General features: G+C 50.6%; 13 protein-coding genes, 5 tRNA genes and 3 rRNA genes. 1 reads left to right on the top strand and 20 read right to left on the bottom strand.

Annotation, left to right across the window (positions count from 1 at the left end):
• Positions 1-33 precede the first annotated feature (33 nt).
• From rplJ to ACMYSL_RS27630, 10 genes are all read right to left on the bottom strand, one after another.
• Positions 34-531 carry a 50S ribosomal protein L10 gene (gene rplJ, locus ACMYSL_RS27585; RefSeq protein ID WP_111753862.1) on the bottom strand — a complete coding sequence of 166 codons (498 nt, stop codon included), beginning with the start codon at positions 529-531 and terminating at the stop codon, positions 34-36.
• Positions 532-824: 293 nt separating this feature from the next.
• On the bottom strand, positions 825-1,532 hold the full coding sequence (gene rplA, locus ACMYSL_RS27590) for a 50S ribosomal protein L1 (protein ID WP_110277336.1): 708 nt from the start codon (positions 1,530-1,532) through the stop codon (positions 825-827).
• A 3-nt stretch (positions 1,533-1,535) separates the two neighbouring features.
• Positions 1,536-1,964 (bottom strand): 50S ribosomal protein L11, encoded by a 429-nt coding sequence (gene rplK / locus ACMYSL_RS27595; RefSeq protein ID WP_004097640.1) that lies wholly within the window; start codon positions 1,962-1,964, stop codon positions 1,536-1,538.
• Positions 1,965-2,120: 156 nt separating this feature from the next.
• Complete coding sequence (gene nusG, locus ACMYSL_RS27600) at positions 2,121-2,666, bottom strand: transcription termination/antitermination protein NusG (protein ID WP_041143537.1); 546 nt, start codon at positions 2,664-2,666, stop codon at positions 2,121-2,123.
• A gap of 1 nt (position 2,667) precedes the next feature.
• Entirely contained in the window at positions 2,668-3,051 is a 384-nt protein-coding gene (gene secE / locus ACMYSL_RS27605; protein WP_110277335.1) for a preprotein translocase subunit SecE, read from the bottom strand.
• A gap of 232 nt (positions 3,052-3,283) precedes the next feature.
• Entirely contained in the window at positions 3,284-4,468 is a 1,185-nt protein-coding gene (gene tuf / locus ACMYSL_RS27610; RefSeq protein WP_182235593.1) for an elongation factor Tu, read from the bottom strand.
• A 115-nt stretch (positions 4,469-4,583) separates the two neighbouring features.
• Positions 4,584-4,659, bottom strand: a tRNA-Thr gene (locus ACMYSL_RS27615).
• 5 nt (positions 4,660-4,664) lie between these two features.
• Positions 4,665-4,739, bottom strand: a tRNA-Gly gene (locus ACMYSL_RS27620).
• Between the two features lie 119 nt (positions 4,740-4,858).
• Positions 4,859-4,943, bottom strand: a tRNA-Tyr gene (locus ACMYSL_RS27625).
• 10 nt (positions 4,944-4,953) lie between these two features.
• Positions 4,954-5,029, bottom strand: a tRNA-Thr gene (locus ACMYSL_RS27630).
• Positions 5,030-5,470: 441 nt separating this feature from the next.
• Between ACMYSL_RS27630 and coaA the strand changes: the two genes are divergently transcribed.
• Complete coding sequence (gene coaA, locus ACMYSL_RS27635; protein ID WP_112217424.1) at positions 5,471-6,421, top strand: type I pantothenate kinase; 951 nt, start codon at positions 5,471-5,473, stop codon at positions 6,419-6,421.
• 25 nt (positions 6,422-6,446) lie between these two features.
• Here the strand turns inward: coaA and birA are convergent, their stop codons facing one another.
• From birA to pepQ, 10 genes are all read right to left on the bottom strand, one after another.
• The gene (gene birA, locus ACMYSL_RS27640) at positions 6,447-7,409 is read right to left on the bottom strand and encodes a bifunctional biotin--[acetyl-CoA-carboxylase] ligase/biotin operon repressor BirA (RefSeq protein ID WP_434660739.1); all 963 of its coding nucleotides are present in this window, start codon (positions 7,407-7,409) and stop codon (positions 6,447-6,449) included.
• Positions 7,406-8,434, bottom strand: a complete 1,029-nt coding sequence (gene murB, locus ACMYSL_RS27645) for a UDP-N-acetylmuramate dehydrogenase (RefSeq protein ID WP_434660741.1) — start codon at positions 8,432-8,434, stop codon at positions 7,406-7,408. Before murB ends, birA begins: the two co-directional genes overlap by 4 nt.
• 190 nt (positions 8,435-8,624) lie before the next feature.
• A 5S ribosomal RNA gene (gene rrf / locus ACMYSL_RS27650) occupies positions 8,625-8,740 on the bottom strand.
• A gap of 66 nt (positions 8,741-8,806) precedes the next feature.
• A 23S ribosomal RNA gene (locus tag ACMYSL_RS27655) occupies positions 8,807-11,713 on the bottom strand.
• A gap of 211 nt (positions 11,714-11,924) precedes the next feature.
• Positions 11,925-11,999 (bottom strand) — tRNA-Glu (locus tag ACMYSL_RS27660).
• Between the two features lie 87 nt (positions 12,000-12,086).
• Positions 12,087-13,626 (bottom strand): 16S ribosomal RNA (locus ACMYSL_RS27665).
• The 16S, 23S and 5S rRNA genes sit together here with 1 tRNA gene alongside, the layout of an rRNA operon.
• Before the next feature lie 391 nt (positions 13,627-14,017).
• Positions 14,018-14,551, bottom strand: coding sequence for a menaquinone-dependent protoporphyrinogen IX dehydrogenase (hemG, locus tag ACMYSL_RS27670; protein ID WP_182235590.1), 534 nt, complete (start codon positions 14,549-14,551; stop codon positions 14,018-14,020).
• Between the two features lie 11 nt (positions 14,552-14,562).
• Positions 14,563-16,014: a Trk system potassium transporter TrkH gene (gene trkH, locus ACMYSL_RS27675; protein ID WP_112217112.1), complete on the bottom strand. Its 1,452-nt coding sequence runs from the start codon at positions 16,012-16,014 to the stop codon at positions 14,563-14,565.
• Positions 16,015-16,055: 41 nt separating this feature from the next.
• Complete coding sequence (locus tag ACMYSL_RS27680; RefSeq protein WP_181484088.1) at positions 16,056-16,670, bottom strand: IMPACT family protein; 615 nt, start codon at positions 16,668-16,670, stop codon at positions 16,056-16,058.
• Entirely contained in the window at positions 16,670-18,001 is a 1,332-nt protein-coding gene (gene pepQ / locus ACMYSL_RS27685; RefSeq protein ID WP_182235588.1) for a Xaa-Pro dipeptidase, read from the bottom strand. Before pepQ ends, ACMYSL_RS27680 begins: the two co-directional genes overlap by 1 nt.
• Positions 18,002-18,111 lie beyond the last annotated feature (110 nt).

An 18,111-nucleotide genomic window follows, 5' to 3' on the forward strand; every position in this document is an offset into this window, starting at 1 on the left:
ACGTAAGCAGATGCTTTACAAAGACAACTGCGATTAAGCAGCTTCTTTCGCATCGCGAACAGCAGCCAGAGTGCGAACCAGTTTGCCAGCCGAAGCTTCTTTCATGGTTGCCATCAGGCGTGCAATTGCTTCTTCGTAGGTCGGCAGGGTTGCCAGGCGATCGATTTGCGATGCCGGGATCAACTCACCTTCAAAGGCTGCGGCTTTGACCTCAAATTTTGCATTCGCTTTCGCGAACTCTTTGAACAGACGAGCAGCTGCGCCCGGGTGTTCCATAGAGTATGCAATCAGGGTCGGACCAACAAACGTGTCTTTCAGGCACTCGAACTGAGTACCTTCAACGACGCGGCGCAGCAGGGTGTTACGAACAACACGCATGTAAACGCCAGCTTCACGACCTGCTTTACGCAGTTCAGTCATTTTGCCTACAGTAACGCCACGGGAATCCGCAACTACTGCAGACAGCGCGCCTTTGGCTACTTCGCTGACTTCAGCAACAATCGCTTGTTTGTCTTGAAGATTTAAAGCCATTAGCTTTGCTCCTGGATGTTTGCCAGAGTTTATGCTCTGGAACTCACTTCACTCTTTCCAACGAAAGAGCGTCTTTATACGGTGAGCAGAAACAAGCCAGAGTATCCAAAAATAATCTTAGCGTTCTGTCACCGTCTACGCAGGGCATTAAGTTTCTTGCGAAACACCTGCGGTCTTCGACGGAGGCCTGGATAGGCCAGGCTCCAACGAACAAATCTGTTATTTGCTAACTTTCGTTAACAAACGTGGGGGTAGAATTGTAGACAAATCCTACGCCCACGTAAAGGCGAATATTAGTTCGCCACTGTCGCAGTCAGACCAGACTGATCAACGGCAACGCCAGCACCCATGGTGGTGGAGAGGCTAACTTTCTTGATGTACACGCCTTTTGCCTGAGTCGGTTTTGCTTTTTTCAGCGCAACCAGCAGAGACTCCAGGTTTTCTTTCAGTTTGTCAGCGTCAAAATCCACTTTACCGATGGTAGTGTGGATGATGCCGTTTTTGTCGTTACGGTAACGAACCTGGCCTGCTTTAGCGTTCTTAACTGCTTCAGCAACGTTAGGAGTCACGGTACCAACTTTCGGGTTTGGCATCAGGCCACGTGGACCCAGAACCTGGCCCAACTGGCCAACAACGCGCATTGCATCCGGGGAAGCAATAACAACGTCAAAGTTCATTTCGCCTTTTTTGATCTGGTCAGCCAGATCTTCCATACCTACCAGCTCGGCGCCTGCAGCTTTAGCTGCTTCAGCGTTCGGGCCCTGGGCAAATACGGCTACGCGAACGGAACGACCTGTGCCGTGCGGCAGTACAGTTGCGCCACGGACGTTCTGGTCAGATTTACGAGCGTCGATGCCGAGGTTTACAGCAACGTCAACGCTTTCTACAAACTTAGCGGTCGCCAGCTCTTTCAGCAGGGCAATGGCTTCGTTGATGTCATACTGTTTAGTTGCATCAACTTTGTCACGGATCACGGACATGCGCTTGGTCAGTTTAGCCATTTCTTAGTCCTCCACTACCAGGCCCATGGAACGTGCAGTACCTTCAATGGAGCGAGTCATCGCTTCAATGTCGGAACCAGTCATGTCGGCAGCTTTGGTCTGCGCGATTTCCTGCAGCTGAGCGCGGGAAATTTTACCTACTTTATCTTTGTTCGGCTTACCGGAACCAGACTTGATGCCTGCAGCTTTCTTCAGGAGAACAGCAGCCGGCGGAGTCTTAGTAACAAAGGTAAAAGAACGGTCAGCGTAAACGGTGATAACAACCGGGATTGGCAGACCTTTTTCCAGGGATTCGGTTTTAGCGTTGAACGCTTTGCAGAATTCCATGATGTTCACACCCTGCTGACCCAGTGCTGGACCAACCGGCGGACTCGGGTTTGCCATACCAGCTGCAACCTGCAGCTTGACGTAGGCTTGTACTTTCTTAGCCATTTAAATTTCCTCGTTTGGGTGTAACGCCTTTAAAAAAGGCTCCCCGTGATAAATATCGCTTTATGGGCATATGACCCATAAAAACAAAAGGCGCGAAATTGTATGTCAATTTCGCGCCTCACGCAATGATTAAATCGCTGTTTTTTTGATCGGCAGTTAAGCTTTTTCTACCTGAGCAAAATCAAGTTCAACCGGAGTTGCACGACCGAAGATAGAAACGGACACCTTCAGACGCGATTTCTCATAGTCAACTTCTTCGACGACGCCATTAAAGTCTGCGAACGGACCATCGCTAACGCGTACCATCTCACCCGGTTCAAATAGCGTTTTCGGCCGCGGCTTATCACCAACCTGCTGCAGACGGTTCATGATCGCGTCCACTTCTTTATCACTGATCGGAGCCGGACGGTCAGAGGTGCCGCCGATAAAGCCCATCACTCGAGGCACGCTACGTACCAGGTGCCAACTCGCGTCATTCATGACCATCTGGACCAGTACATAACCAGGGAAGAATTTACGCTCGCTTTTACGGCGCAGGCCGCCACGGATCTCGACCACTTCTTCCGTCGGCACCATGACTTCGCCAAACAACTCTTCCATATTGTGTAATTTGATATGTTCACGCAACGAGGTAGCTACGCGACCTTCAAAACCGGAAAACGCCTGAACGACGTACCAACGTTTTTTAGGAGCTTCAGACATCTCAGAACCTCAGGCCAGTGATAAAGGATACCAGGCGAACCAGAATACCATCCAGTCCCCACAGGATCAGTGACATTACTGCAGTCACTGCGGCAACAATCAGCGTAGTGTGCAACGTTTCCTGGCGAGTTGGCCAAATAACCTTGCGGACTTCAGTTCTCGCTTCGCGAGCGAAAGCCACTGTCGCCTTACCTTTTGTCGTTAACAGCGCGACGCCGCCTGCTGCAGCGATCAGAATCACTACGGCCAACGCACGCACTGCCAGCATAATGTCACGATAGAGGAAGTTGCCGACGATAGCCATAATCAGCAGCACGGCAACAATCGCCCACTTCATCGCTTCGAGGCCGCGCCCGCTCCCTTGAGCTTCGGTATTCGCACTCATAAACCAACCTGTCACAAGAATTCAGACAAATATCTTCACCCCGCATGAAATACGAGGCGACCAAACCGAAATGCTCTGTTGCGTTTCGGACTTAACGCCCTCTTCAGAGCCTGTCTCAGCAATGATTATGACTCAAAAAATCACTGATGAGCCAGGTTCTGGTGTGAAAGCGTGCAAAAAGGGCATCAAATGATGCCCTTTTATTGCGCATTGCGTCAAATGTTATCAGTGATTAGCTGAGAACTTTAGCAACAACGCCCGCGCCAACGGTACGGCCGCCTTCACGGATTGCGAAACGCAGACCGTCGTCCATTGCGATCGGGTGGATCAGGGTAACAACCATTTTGATGTTGTCGCCCGGCATAACCATCTCTACGCCTTCCGGCAGTTCGATGGTGCCAGTCACGTCAGTTGTACGGAAGTAGAACTGCGGACGGTAGCCTTTGAAGAACGGAGTATGACGGCCGCCTTCATCTTTGGACAGAATATAAACTTCAGATTCGAATTTGGTGTGCGGCTTGATTGAACCCGGCTTAGCCAGTACCTGACCACGTTCGATTTCTTCACGTTTGATACCACGCAGCAGAACACCTACGTTCTCACCAGCACGGCCTTCGTCCAGCAGTTTGCGGAACATTTCAACGCCGGTACAGGTAGACTTCGCAGTCTCTTTGATACCAACGATTTCAACTTCTTCGCCAACTTTAACAATACCACGCTCTACACGGCCGGTAACAACAGTACCACGACCGGAGATGGAGAATACGTCTTCGATAGGCAGCAGGAACGGCTTGTCAATCGCACGCTCTGGTTCCGGGATGTAAGAATCCAGGAAGCCAGCCAGTTCGATGATTTTCGCTTCCCACTCAGCGTCACCTTCCAGTGCTTTCAGAGCAGAACCACGAACGATCGGAGTGTCGTCGCCCGGGAAATCGTACTGAGACAGAAGTTCACGAACTTCCATTTCTACCAGTTCCAGCAGCTCTTCGTCATCAACCATGTCGCATTTGTTCAGGAACACGATGATGTACGGAACACCTACCTGACGACCCAGCAGGATGTGCTCACGGGTCTGCGGCATCGGGCCGTCAGTCGCAGCAACAACCAGGATCGCGCCATCCATCTGCGCAGCACCGGTGATCATGTTTTTAACATAGTCGGCGTGGCCCGGGCAGTCTACGTGTGCGTAGTGGCGAGTCGGGGTGTCATATTCAACGTGGGAGGTGTTGATGGTGATACCACGAGCTTTTTCTTCCGGCGCGTTATCGATCTGATCGAATGCGCGAGCAGCACCGCCGTAGGTTTTAGCCAGTACGGTAGTGATTGCAGCGGTCAGCGTTGTTTTACCATGGTCAACGTGGCCGATAGTACCGACGTTAACGTGCGGTTTTGTACGTTCAAACTTTTCTTTAGACATCGATTGTCCCTCTAAGACACGGATAAATCGGTGATATCACCACATCAACCAGGCAACATGCCCGACTTGTTGAATGCAATAGAATAGAGAGAAACAGGGAGGAGAGATAAAGAAGTGGTGCTGATACCCAGAGTCGAACTGGGGACCTCACCCTTACCAAGGGTGCGCTCTACCAACTGAGCCATATCAGCACGTCTGGAGCGGGCAGCGGGAATCGAACCCGCATCATCAGCTTGGAAGGCTGAGGTAATAGCCATTATACGATGCCCGCATCCTGAAACTCGGCTACCCAGTTCTTTCTATAACAAAAAAAAGAGATGAATCTCTTTTTCTGTTTGAGTTGACTAGTTTAACCAATCAACCCTGGCTTCGCAAAGCGTTGCCGAAAGATGGTGGTGGGGGAAGGATTCGAACCTTCGAAGTCGATGACGGCAGATTTACAGTCTGCTCCCTTTGGCCGCTCGGGAACCCCACCAGGCACTTGATGGTGCCGACTACCGGAATCGAACTGGTGACCTACTGATTACAAGTCAGTTGCTCTACCTACTGAGCTAAGTCGGCATCAAGTAGCGCGCATTCTAGGGAGACCTGAGAGTTCATGCAACTAAAAAATTGCATAAAACGTTCTATCGCTCACATTTTGTGCTTAATCGAGAAAAAACGGTGTAAATTCAAACAACGAAGCACAAAAATACACCATTCATCGCACAAAGTTACTTAGAGGTAACTCCTGAAAATGTAAAATCCCCTTTTGATATAACATCTTTACCGCTACGAGCTACCCGTGGTCTCAGTTAATTAACATTGGCAGCCCTGTAGAAGACTTTATATGCCACCACCAACTCATTCGCCTCTGTGATGTTACCGTTAGAAAGCATCATTCAATGAGTTTTTTTCTTATTATTCCTTGCAATCTGGTGTTACCCTCCTGCCCATTGTCCTGATTAACTAGTGTGAAGCACCCCCGCCTTTCTTTCATTCGGCGACTGCAAGAACATGCTTATGAGCCAAAAAGAGCAAACGTTAATGACACCGTACCTACAATTTAACCGCGACCAATGGGCTGCACTTCGTGATTCTGTTCCGATGACGCTAGCAGAGGAAGAAATCACGCGGTTAAAAGGCATCAATGAAGATCTTTCCCTTGAAGAAGTTGCAGAGATTTATTTGCCACTGTCGCGCTTGCTCAATTTTTATATCAGTTCTAACTTGCGCCGCCAGGCGGTACTGGAACAATTCCTCGGTACCAATGGTCAACGCATCCCTTATATCATCAGTATTGCGGGTAGCGTGGCTGTCGGCAAAAGTACTACTGCGCGCGTGCTGCAAGCTTTACTCAGTCGCTGGCCCGAACATCGCCATGTTGAATTGATCACTACCGATGGTTTTTTGCATCCTAACGCAGTATTGAAAGAACGCGGCCTGATGAAGAAGAAGGGCTTCCCGCAGTCTTACGATATGCATCGCTTAGTTAAATTCGTTTCCGACCTGAAATCAGGCATTCCAAACGCCACTGCTCCTGTCTATTCACATCTGATTTATGATGTTATTCCTGATGGGGATAAAACAGTTACCCAGCCGGATATTTTAATTCTTGAAGGATTAAATGTTTTACAAAGTGGAATGGATTACCCACACGATCCACATCATGTATTTGTTTCAGATTTTGTTGATTTTTCAATTTATGTCGATGCGCCAGAAGACTTGCTCAAAACATGGTATATCAATCGTTTTCTGAAATTTCGCGAAGGGGCATTTACCGACCCCGACTCTTATTTCCATAATTACGCACAGCTTTCTAAAGATGAAGCTATCAACATTGCCACATCGTTATGGAATGAGATTAATCTTTTGAATTTAAAGGAAAACATCCTTCCAACTCGTGAGCGAGCTAGTCTTATAATGACTAAAAGTGCAAATCATTCCGTCAATCAAGTTCGATTACGAAAATAAGACAGGGAGCGTTAGCTCCCTTTTTTCATTCAGCGCTGCGCAACGATATCTCGCCACCAATCCAGGGTTTTACTACTCCATCCTGTTCCAGCAATAAGGCTCCTTGAGCATCAATCCCGCGGGAAATACCAAAGATTTCTTTATCACCAATAATAAGTTTAACCGGACGATTAATAAAGTTATCTAACTTTTCCCAGCGTTTTAGATACGGTGCCAAACCTTCCTGTTCAAAAAGCTGCAGACTAGCCCGCAATTCTTTAATCAACCGCGCGGCCAGAGTATTCCTATCGATAGAGATTCCTGCTTCCTGTAAGCTGATCCAGCCTTGATTAACAACATCAGACTCAACACGACGCATCATAAGATTGATACCTGCCCCGCTGACTATCTGTGCAGCGTCACCGGTTTTACCCGTCAGTTCCACCAGGATCCCTGACAGTTTCCGATCCTGCAAATAGAGATCATTCGGCCATTTCACCCGTACTTTATCGGCCCCCAGGCTTTGAAGTACCTCGGCAATCACAATCCCGATGACCAAACTCAAACCAATGGCAGCAGCGGGCCCCTGCTCAAGACGCCAGTACATTGAAAGGTAGAGGTTAGAACCAAACGGCGAAAACCACTTACGCCCCCTACGACCGCGACCAGCCTGTTGATATTCCGCTACGCAAGCATCACCAGACTGCAGTTCACTAAGCCTATCCAGTAAATACTGATTCGTAGAGTCAATAACCGGTAGCACGGTTACCCGCCCATGTTCAATCTGCTTCGAAATCTGTTCTTCGTCTAATAGCTGTATAGGTTCCGGCAAGCTGTAGCCTTTACCTGGGACGGTAAATACATCAACTCCCCAGTCACGCAAGGTTTGAATATGTTTATTGATTGCCGCCCGGCTCATTCCTAAGCGCTCGCCAAGTTGCTCGCCTGAGTGAAACTCAGCGTCGGCCAGTATTGATACCAACGTCAGAGGAACGGTATAATCTTTCATACAATAATCCCCTCCGCATCGACTTCACCTGTTTTGCTAATAAAACGCACTTCCGGTTGTAGCCAGATATTGAACTTATCCCCAACCTGCTGGCGAACATAGTGGGCTAATTTAACCACATCTTCACTGGTTGCCCGATCGTAATTAATCAATACTAATGCCTGTTGGTTGTGTACCGCTGCACCGCCAATTACCTTGCCTTTAAGCTGACATTGATCGATGAGCCATCCTGCTGCCAGCTTTATGCTGCCATCAGGCTGCGGGTAGTGAGGAATACCTGGATATTGCTCCAGCAAACCTTGCGCATTTTCAGCACTAATCACCGGATTCTTAAAGAAACTGCCCGCATTACCCGTCACTTTTGGATCAGGAAGCTTAGTCATTCGCATGTGACAAACGGAATCAAAAACCTGATGCGGCGTAACATTTTCAGGATCAAGGCGGGTTAAATCACCGTAAGTTAAGACCGGTCGCCATACTTTTGCCAAAGTTAGGCCTACGGCCACAATAGCGTAGAGGTCCTTATACTCATGCTTGAAAATACTGTCGCGATAGCCAAAGCGGCACTCAGCGGCGGAAAAGCGTCGCTTCTGACCAGTGGCTAACTCAACGCAATCGACATACTGACAAACGCTCTGTAATTCAATTCCATAGGCACCAATATTTTGAATCGGGGAAGATCCGGCACAGCCAGGGATTAATGCAAGATTTTCTAAACCAGGCATTTTATTATTCAACGCGAATTGCACCAACCGATGCCAGTTCTCCCCCGCCCCAACATGCAAATGCCAGGCATCAGGTGTTTCACCAACCTCTATGCCCATGATACGGTTGATAATTACCGTACCAGAATAATCCTCCAGGAAGAGAATATTGCTTCCTTCTCCCAGGATCAAAACAGGTTGTTTTGCTGTAACAGCCTTTTGCCAGACAGCAACCAGCTGTTGTTCGTTTTCGACGCGTACAAGCTCTCTGGCCGAGCAGTCTATGCCAAAGGTATTCCAGGGTTTGAGGGAGTGGTTCATAGTGGTTTCCTGATGCAAAATCAGCATTAGTTTACCGTATATAGCAGGGGAAGGCTTGCCTGATTGTCAGTAGTACGTTAGCGATAACTCTCTACTATGGCCGACCAGGCAATTCTGACAAGCATAAAATTTTTGGTATACAAAAACGCAAAAAGCCCATCCGTCAGGATGGGCTCTTCACTTAATTAATGCCTGGCAGTTCCCTACTCTCACATGGGGAGACCCCACACTACCATCGGCGCTACGGCGTTTCACTTCTGAGTTCGGCATGGGGTCAGGTGGGACCACCGCGCTATTGCCGCCAGGCAAATTCTGTTTAATCTGTATCAAGCTGAAATTCTCTCAAATCCGCCAAAACATCTTCGGCGTTGTAAGGTTAAGCCTCACGGTTCATTAGTACCGGTTAGCTCAACGTATCGCTACGCTTACACACCCGGCCTATCAACGTCGTCGTCTTCAACGTTCCTTCAGGACTCTCAAGGAGTCAGGGAGAACTCATCTCGGGGCAAGTTTCGTGCTTAGATGCTTTCAGCACTTATCTCTTCCGCATTTAGCTACCGGGCAATGCCATTGGCATGACAACCCGAACACCAGTGATGCGTCCACTCCGGTCCTCTCGTACTAGGAGCAGCCCCCCTCAATTCTCCAGCGCCCACGGCAGATAGGGACCGAACTGTCTCACGACGTTCTAAACCCAGCTCGCGTACCACTTTAAATGGCGAACAGCCATACCCTTGGGACCTACTTCAGCCCCAGGATGTGATGAGCCGACATCGAGGTGCCAAACACCGCCGTCGATATGAACTCTTGGGCGGTATCAGCCTGTTATCCCCGGAGTACCTTTTATCCGTTGAGCGATGGCCCTTCCATTCAGAACCACCGGATCACTATGACCTGCTTTCGCACCTGCTCGCGCCGTCACGCTCGCAGTCAAGCTAGCTTATGCCATTGCACTAACCTCCTGATGTCCGACCAGGATTAGCTAACCTTCGTGCTCCTCCGTTACTCTTTAGGAGGAGACCGCCCCAGTCAAACTACCCACCAGACACTGTCCGCAACCCGGATTACGGGTCCACGTTAGAACACCAGCCATTAAAGGGTGGTATTTCAAGGATGGCTCCATGCAGACTGGCGTCCACACTTCAAAGCCTCCCACCTATCCTACACATCAAGGACCAGTGTTCAGTGTCAAGCTATAGTAAAGGTTCACGGGGTCTTTCCGTCTTGCCGCGGGTACACTGCATCTTCACAGCGAGTTCAATTTCACTGAGTCTCGGGTGGAGACAGCCTGGCCATCATTACGCCATTCGTGCAGGTCGGAACTTACCCGACAAGGAATTTCGCTACCTTAGGACCGTTATAGTTACGGCCGCCGTTTACCGGGGCTTCGATCAAGAGCTTCTCCGCGAGGATAACCCCATCAATTAACCTTCCGGCACCGGGCAGGCGTCACACCGTATACGTCCACTTTCGTGTTTGCACAGTGCTGTGTTTTTAATAAACAGTTGCAGCCAGCTGGTATCTTCGACTGATTTCAGCTCCATGAGCAAGTCACTTCACCTACCATCAGCGTGCCTTCTCCCGAAGTTACGGCACCATTTTGCCTAGTTCCTTCACCCGAGTTCTCTCAAGCGCCTTGGTATTCTCTACCTGACCACCTGTGTCGGTTTGGGGTACGATTTGATGTTACCTGATGCTTAGAGGCTTTTCCTGGAAGCAGGGCATTTGTTACTTCAGCACCGTAGTGCCTCGTCATCACACCTCAGCGTTGAATAACGTTCCGGATTTACCTGGAACATCCGCCTACATGCTTAAACCGGGACAACCGTCGCCCGGCTAACATAGCCTTCTCCGTCCCCCTTCGCAGTAACACCGAGTACAGGAATATTAACCTGTTTCCCATCGACTACGCCTTTCGGCCTCGCCTTAGGGGTCGACTCACCCTGCCCCGATTAACGTTGGACAGGAACCCTTGGTCTTCCGGCGAGCGGGCTTTTCACCCGCTTTATCGTTACTTATGTCAGCATTCGCACTTCTGATACCTCCAGCAACCCTCACAGGCCACCTTCAACGGCTTACAGAACGCTCCCCTACCCAACAACGCATAAGCGTCGCTGCCGCAGCTTCGGTGCATGGTTTAGCCCCGTTACATCTTCCGCGCAGGCCGACTCGACCAGTGAGCTATTACGCTTTCTTTAAATGATGGCTGCTTCTAAGCCAACATCCTGGCTGTCTGTGCCTTCCCACATCGTTTCCCACTTAACCATGACTTTGGGACCTTAGCTGGCGGTCTGGGTTGTTTCCCTCTTCACGACGGACGTTAGCACCCGCCGTGTGTCTCCCGTGATAACATTCTTCGGTATTCGTAGTTTGCATCGGGTTGGTAAGTCGGGATGACCCCCTAGCCGAAACAGTGCTCTACCCCCGAAGATGAGTTCACGAGGCGCTACCTAAATAGCTTTCGGGGAGAACCAGCTATCTCCCGGTTTGATTGGCCTTTCACCCCCAGCCACAAGTCATCCGCTAATTTTTCAACATTAGTCGGTTCGGTCCTCCAGTTAGTGTTACCCAACCTTCAACCTGCCCATGGCTAGATCACCGGGTTTCGGGTCTATACCCTGCAACTTAACGCCCAGTTAAGACTCGGTTTCCCTGCGGCTCCCCTATACGGTTAACCTTGCTACAGAATATAAGTCGCTGACCCATTATACAAAAGGTACGCAGTCACCCAACAAGTGGGCTCCTACTGCTTGTACGTACACGGTTTCAGGTTCTGTTTCACTCCCCTCGCCGGGGTTCTTTTCGCCTTTCCCTCACGGTACTGGTTCACTATCGGTCAGTCAGGAGTATTTAGCCTTGGAGGATGGTCCCCCCATATTCAGACAGGATACCACGTGTCCCGCCCTACTCTTCGAGTTCACAGCCTGTGCGTTTTTGTGTACGGGAGTATCACCCTGTACCCTGCGACTTTCCAGACGCTTCCACTAACACACAAACTGATTCAGACTCTGGGCTCCTCCCCGTTCGCTCGCCGCTACTGGGGGAATCTCGGTTGATTTCTTTTCCTCGGGGTACTTAGATGTTTCAGTTCCCCCGGTTCGCTTCGTTAAGCTATGTATTCACTTAACGATAGTGTGACGGATCACACTGGGTTTCCCCATTCGGAAATCGTCGGTTATAACGGTTCATATCACCTTACCGACGCTTATCGCAGATTAGCACGTCCTTCATCGCCTCTGACTGCCAGGGCATCCACCGTGTACGCTTAGTCGCTTAACCTCACAACCCGAAGATGTTTCACTTCATGATTGCGAAAATTTGAGAGACTCGAACACACCATCATGCTGTTCTTATTACGGAGAACAGACGCAGCGTGTCGTTTCAATTTTCAGCTTGATCCAGATTTTTAAAGAGCAAATATCTCAAACGTAACTCACTGAGTTAGTTTTGAGATATCGGTGGGTTGTGTCTTTCACTCACAGCCAGCAAGTGGCGTCCCCTAGGGGATTCGAACCCCTGTTGCCGCCGTGAAAGGGCGGAGTCCTAACCGCTAGACGAAGGGGACACGAGGTGTCGCGACTTCGCAGCCGTCTTGCTTCTTTACATTCATCAGACAATCTGTGTGAGCACTACAAAGGCAGGTTCTTTAAGGTAAGGAGGTGATCCAACCGCAGGTTCCCCTACGGTTACCTTGTTACGACTTCACCCCAGTCATGAATCACAAAGTGGTAAGCGCCCTCCCGAAGGTTAAGCTACCTACTTCTTTTGCAACCCACTCCCATGGTGTGACGGGCGGTGTGTACAAGGCCCGGGAACGTATTCACCGTGGCATTCTGATCCACGATTACTAGCGATTCCGACTTCACGGAGTCGAGTTGCAGACTCCGATCCGGACTACGACATACTTTATGAGGTCCGCTTGCTCTCGCGAGGTCGCTTCTCTTTGTATATGCCATTGTAGCACGTGTGTAGCCCTACTCGTAAGGGCCATGATGACTTGACGTCATCCCCACCTTCCTCCAGTTTATCACTGGCAGTCTCCTTTGAGTTCCCGGCCGGACCGCTGGCAACAAAGGATAAGGGTTGCGCTCGTTGCGGGACTTAACCCAACATTTCACAACACGAGCTGACGACAGCCATGCAGCACCTGTCTCAGAGTTCCCGAAGGCACCAAAGCATCTCTGCTAAGTTCTCTGGATGTCAAGAGTAGGTAAGGTTCTTCGCGTTGCATCGAATTAAACCACATGCTCCACCGCTTGTGCGGGCCCCCGTCAATTCATTTGAGTTTTAACCTTGCGGCCGTACTCCCCAGGCGGTCGACTTAACGCGTTAGCTCCGGAAGCCACTCCTCAAGGGAACAACCTCCAAGTCGACATCGTTTACAGCGTGGACTACCAGGGTATCTAATCCTGTTTGCTCCCCACGCTTTCGCACCTGAGCGTCAGTCTTTGTCCAGGGGGCCGCCTTCGCCACCGGTATTCCTCCAGATCTCTACGCATTTCACCGCTACACCTGGAATTCTACCCCCCTCTACAAGACTCTAGCCTGCCAGTTTCGAATGCAGTTCCCAGGTTGAGCCCGGGGATTTCACATCCGACTTGACAGACCGCCTGCGTGCGCTTTACGCCCAGTAATTCCGATTAACGCTTGCACCCTCCGTATTACCGCGGCTGCTGGCACGGAGTTAGCCGGTGCTTCTTCTGCGAGTAACGTCAATCACTGCGGTTATTAACCACAATGCCTTCCTCCTCGCTGAAAGTACTTTACAACCCGAAGGCCTTCTTCATACACGCGGCATGGCTGCATCAGGCTTGCGCCCATTGTGCAATATTCCCCACTGCTGCCTCCCGTAGGAGTCTGGACCGTGTCTCAGTTCCAGTGTGGCTGGTCATCCTCTCAGACCAGCTAGGGATCGTCGCCTTGGTGAGCCGTTACCTCACCAACAAGCTAATCCCATCTGGGCACATCTGATGGCATGAGGCCCGAAGGTCCCCCACTTTGGTCTTGCGACGTTATGCGGTATTAGCTACCGTTTCCAGTAGTTATCCCCCTCCATCAGGCAGTTTCCCAGACATTACTCACCCGTCCGCCGCTCGTCACCCGAGAGCAAGCTCTCTGTGCTACCGCTCGACTTGCATGTGTTAGGCCTGCCGCCAGCGTTCAATCTGAGCCATGATCAAACTCTTCAATTTAAGTTTGATGCTCGTGAATTAAACTTCGTAATGAATTACGTATGTTCACTCAGAGACTTGGTATTCATTTTTCGTCTTGCGACGTTAAGAATCCATGTCACTTTGAGTGCCCACACAGATTGTCTGATAAATTGTTAAAGAGCAGTGCAACGCGGCTTTCGCTCACCGTTGCGAGGTCCCGTATAATACGTTTTCCTCATTCAGAGTCAAGCGTTTAATTTCGCTTTTCTCTGCCGGCGTTCATCGCTGAACCCCGCTAACCCGGCGGCCTGTAAGCCGTTGTTCCGTGTCAGTGGTGGCGCATTATAGGGAGTTATTCCGACGTGACAAGAGGAAATTTCAAATTTTCTTTTGTTCGCTCAACTTTCCATCATCAAGGTGTTTTAACACCCTATTTGCTGGTCATTTGTGCGATTTCACGGGCAAAAAGCGTGACCTGCTGCCAGTCGGTATAGACAACCTCTTTAGTGATATCCGTTTCGCCTCCGGTCATCTTCATAATAAGACGAATCATAAAGCGGTCATACCAACGATAACGTGGGTAACGGAGTGCCCCAGCAAATACGGCACTACGTTGAGGTTGCCACGGAGAGTTGAGCAGAAACTTACGCGTGTAGCTGTTCGTCTGCGGCGTTCGCTTCTCTGGCTTACGCGCCACGAGATTGACCGAGAAAAAAGCACCCGGCAGCGCCTGCAGCGCCTGAAGGTGTTTTTTCACGAACCGCTCCAGCGCCGGATGAAAATGGCCATAACGGATTGATGCACCAATCACTACGCGATCGTATAAAGGCCAATCGATCTCATTGGTGCGATTAAGGTCAATCGTATCCGTATCAATTCCTTGCTCTTTTAATTCAGATGCCAGAAAGGAGGCGATTTCACGCGTTTGTCCGTCGCGGGTAGAGAATAGAATCAAAGTTTTCACAGGCACTCCTGTTATTCGCGCCAGAAAGTCGGAGTAAATAGCACCAGCAAGGTGAACACTTCCAGACGACCAAACAGCATGTTAGCAATCAATATCCATTTCGCGACCGGGTTCATCGTCGCAAAGTTATCCGCCACAACGCCCAGCCCAGGACCAAGGTTGTTTAACGTCGCGACAACTGAAGCAAAAGCAGAGAAGTCATCCACGCCGGTAGCGATGATCGCCAGCATACTGATGATGAATACCAACGCATAAGCGGAGAAAAATCCCCAGACGGCTTCCAGAATACGTTCCGGCAGCGCTCGGTTACCCAACTTAATACTGTATACCGCATTAGGGTGTACCAGACGTTTAAGCTCACGGTTACCCTGTTTAAAGAGCAGCAGAATACGAATAACTTTCAAGCCGCCGCCCGTCGAACCGGCGCAACCGCCGATAAAAGCCGAGCATAGCAGCAACACCGGCAAGAATAACGGCCAACGCGCAATGCTGTCGGTAGTGAAACCTGCAGTCGTCGCCATCGACACCACCTGGAAGAAGGCCTGGTTCAGCGTGGTAACCGCCGAGGCATAGACATCATGTAGCCACAGCACCAGGGTACAGATCACTACCAGCGTCAACTGCACCCCGATAAACATGCGGAATTCCGGATCGCGCCAGTAAACCTTCAGGTTGCGGCCACTAAGTAAAGAGAAGTGCAGACCATAGTTACAGCCGGAGATCAGCAGAAAGACTGCAATAATGGTGTTGATCGTCGGGCTGTCAAAATAGCCGACGCTGGCATCATGGGTAGAGAACCCCCCAATCGCGATAGTAGCGAAGCTATGTCCAATAGCGTCAAATGCCGGCATTCCGGCAAACCACAGCGCCAGCGCGCAGGCCACAGTCAGCAAGACATAGATAAGCCACAACGTTTTCGCCGTTTCCGCAATTCGCGGGCGCATCTTGTTGTCCTTCAACGGTCCCGGCATCTCCGCCCGATATAGCTGCATACCGCCGACGCCAAGGATTGGCAGTATCGCTACCGCCAGCACGATGATCCCCATACCGCCAAACCATTGCAGCATCTGACGATAAAAAAGGATGGCATGGGGTAACGAATCGAGCCCCACCAGCGTAGTCGCCCCGGTCGTTGTCAGGCCCGAGAAGGATTCAAAAAACGCATCCGTTACCGTCAGGTTCGGCTGTTCAGCGAAAATAAATGGCAGCGCACCCACGCTGCCCAATACGGTCCAGAAGAGGACGACTATCAGAAATCCTTCGCGGGATTTCAGTTCGCCCTTTTCACGACGGTTAGGCCACCACAGAAGCGAGCCGATCGCCAGCGCGACAAAAAAGGTCTGGGTAAACGCCCGCCCCGCACCATCGCGGTATATTAAGGCTACTAATCCCGGGAGGATCATAGTTCCCGAAAATAGAATGACCAGCAGTCCAACGATTCGGGTTATCGCGCGAAAATGCATCTCTGGCGCTTCCTTTGGTATGCAAAAAAATCAGGTGGGGATTATTCGTCAATCTTCAGTAATTGCAACGAACCACGACTAAAATCAGCCAGCTTTGCTGAGAATAGCGCCACTTCAGCTTGAGGAAGCGCCACGCGCAGCTGAACAGAGGCTTGATATTCGCTTTCGACAATTTTCCCTGAGAACTGAGCTAACAGCGTTTCAATCCCGGCCAACTGCCCATATTCACACTGCAAAGTATATGCGGTCAGCGGCGTCTTGCGCTGCGTTGTTAGCTGAGCAAGCGCCTGATGGACACCGCCGCCGTAAGCTTTCACCAGGCCGCCGGTGCCCAGCAGAATACCACCGTAGTAACGCACGACAACAGCGGTTATCTCCCCAACGCCGCTGCCCATAAGCTGGGCCAGCATCGGTTTCCCCGCCGTGCCAGCCGGTTCGCCATCATCGGAAAAGCCCAACTGTTGTGAGTCGTTCGGCGGCCCGGCTACCCACGCCACGCAATGGTGGCGGGCGTCCGGGTGCTCAGCTCTGACGGATTCAACAAACGCCTTTGCCGCCGCTACGCCGTTGGTATGCGCCAACAGCGTAATAAAGCGGCTTTTTTTGATCTCTTCAACAAAGGTCACCGGCGCAGCCGGTATCAACCAACTTTCCATTACGCCAGTTTCAGGTCACGCGTCATATTTTCGACATTATTCTCGTGGATAACCACGTTGTCTTCGATACGAATCCCGCCAAACGGCTTCAATGCGTCGATTTTCTGCCAGTTGAAGTGCTTGCTGAACTGCCCTTCGCGCCACGGGGCCAGCAGAGATTCGATAAAGTAGATGCCCGGCTCAATGGTCAGTACCATTCTTGGTTGCAGCACGCGCGTGCAGCGCAGGTAGGGATATTTTGACGGCGCCGCCAAATGGGTGCCAGTATCATCCTGCATAAAGCCCGCAACGTCATGAACCTGCAAGCCCAGCGGATGGCCAATGCCGTGTGGCATAAACGGCCCGGTCAGGTCGTTCTCCACCATCGCCTCTTCGCTCATATCTTTGACTATCTGATGCTTACGCAGCAGTTTGGCAATACGCTGATGGAACTGAATATGATAATCCACATAGCTGGTGCCCGCCTTCATGGTACTAATCAGCGCCAGCTGTTCGTCATTGACGTCTTTAACCAGTTGAGCATAGTCATTATCACTATGCGCCGCCCAGGTGCGCGTCAGATCGGCCGCGTAACCATTATATTCCGCACCAGCATCCAGCAGAAAACTACGCGCTTCAGCCGGCGCGCGATGATCCAGTTTGGTGTAGTGCAGCACGGAGGCATGTTCGTTCAACGCCACGATATTGCTGTATGGCACGTCGGTGTCACGATGGCCGGTCGCCGTCAGATAGGCAAGGTTAATATCAAACTCGCTCATCCCTGAAAGGAATGCTTCATGCGCTGCACGATGGCCATTAACCGCCGATTTCTGTGCTTCACGCATACAAGCCAGCTCATAATCGGTTTTATAGGAGCGATAGTAGTGCAGATAATCGATAACGCCTTTCGGGTTGATCTTATCCGCCGCAATCTCCAGACCCAGCGCACGTTCCGGAACCGGACCGATATAGCCAATATTGCCGCGGGCTGCGGGCAGTTGGCTGCCAATACCGTCAGCTTTCGGCAGGGCAATCACTTCCACCTCTTCGGTCCAGAATGAGGTCGGCAGCGGTTCTACGTTGTGCCAGTAATCAACCGGCAGATAGAACCACAGTTTCGGTTTGTTGACGCCGTCCACCAGCAGCCAGCAGTTAGGGACTTGCGTTACCGGTACCCAGGCTTTGAACTGTGGGTTGACCTTGAACGGATACGGATGATCGTCAAGAAAGACATTAACCAATTCACCAGAGTGAATCAGCAGCGCATCCAGCTTAAAACGGGCCAGAACATCGCGAGTACGTTCTTGTAGGGTAACGATATGATTTTTATAGAGACCGGCCAGTGATTCCATCTTTTATCCTTTGATTTTATTGGATCGTGATTCTTCGCATCTTAGCACATTGGCCTCAGGCGGGGTGATTTCTACCGGGTGTGATCCGACCAGCATTTATTTAAAGAGTT

It is taken from the genome of Klebsiella sp. MISC125, assembly GCF_051131775.1.
GTDB lineage: Bacteria > Pseudomonadota > Gammaproteobacteria > Enterobacterales > Enterobacteriaceae > Klebsiella.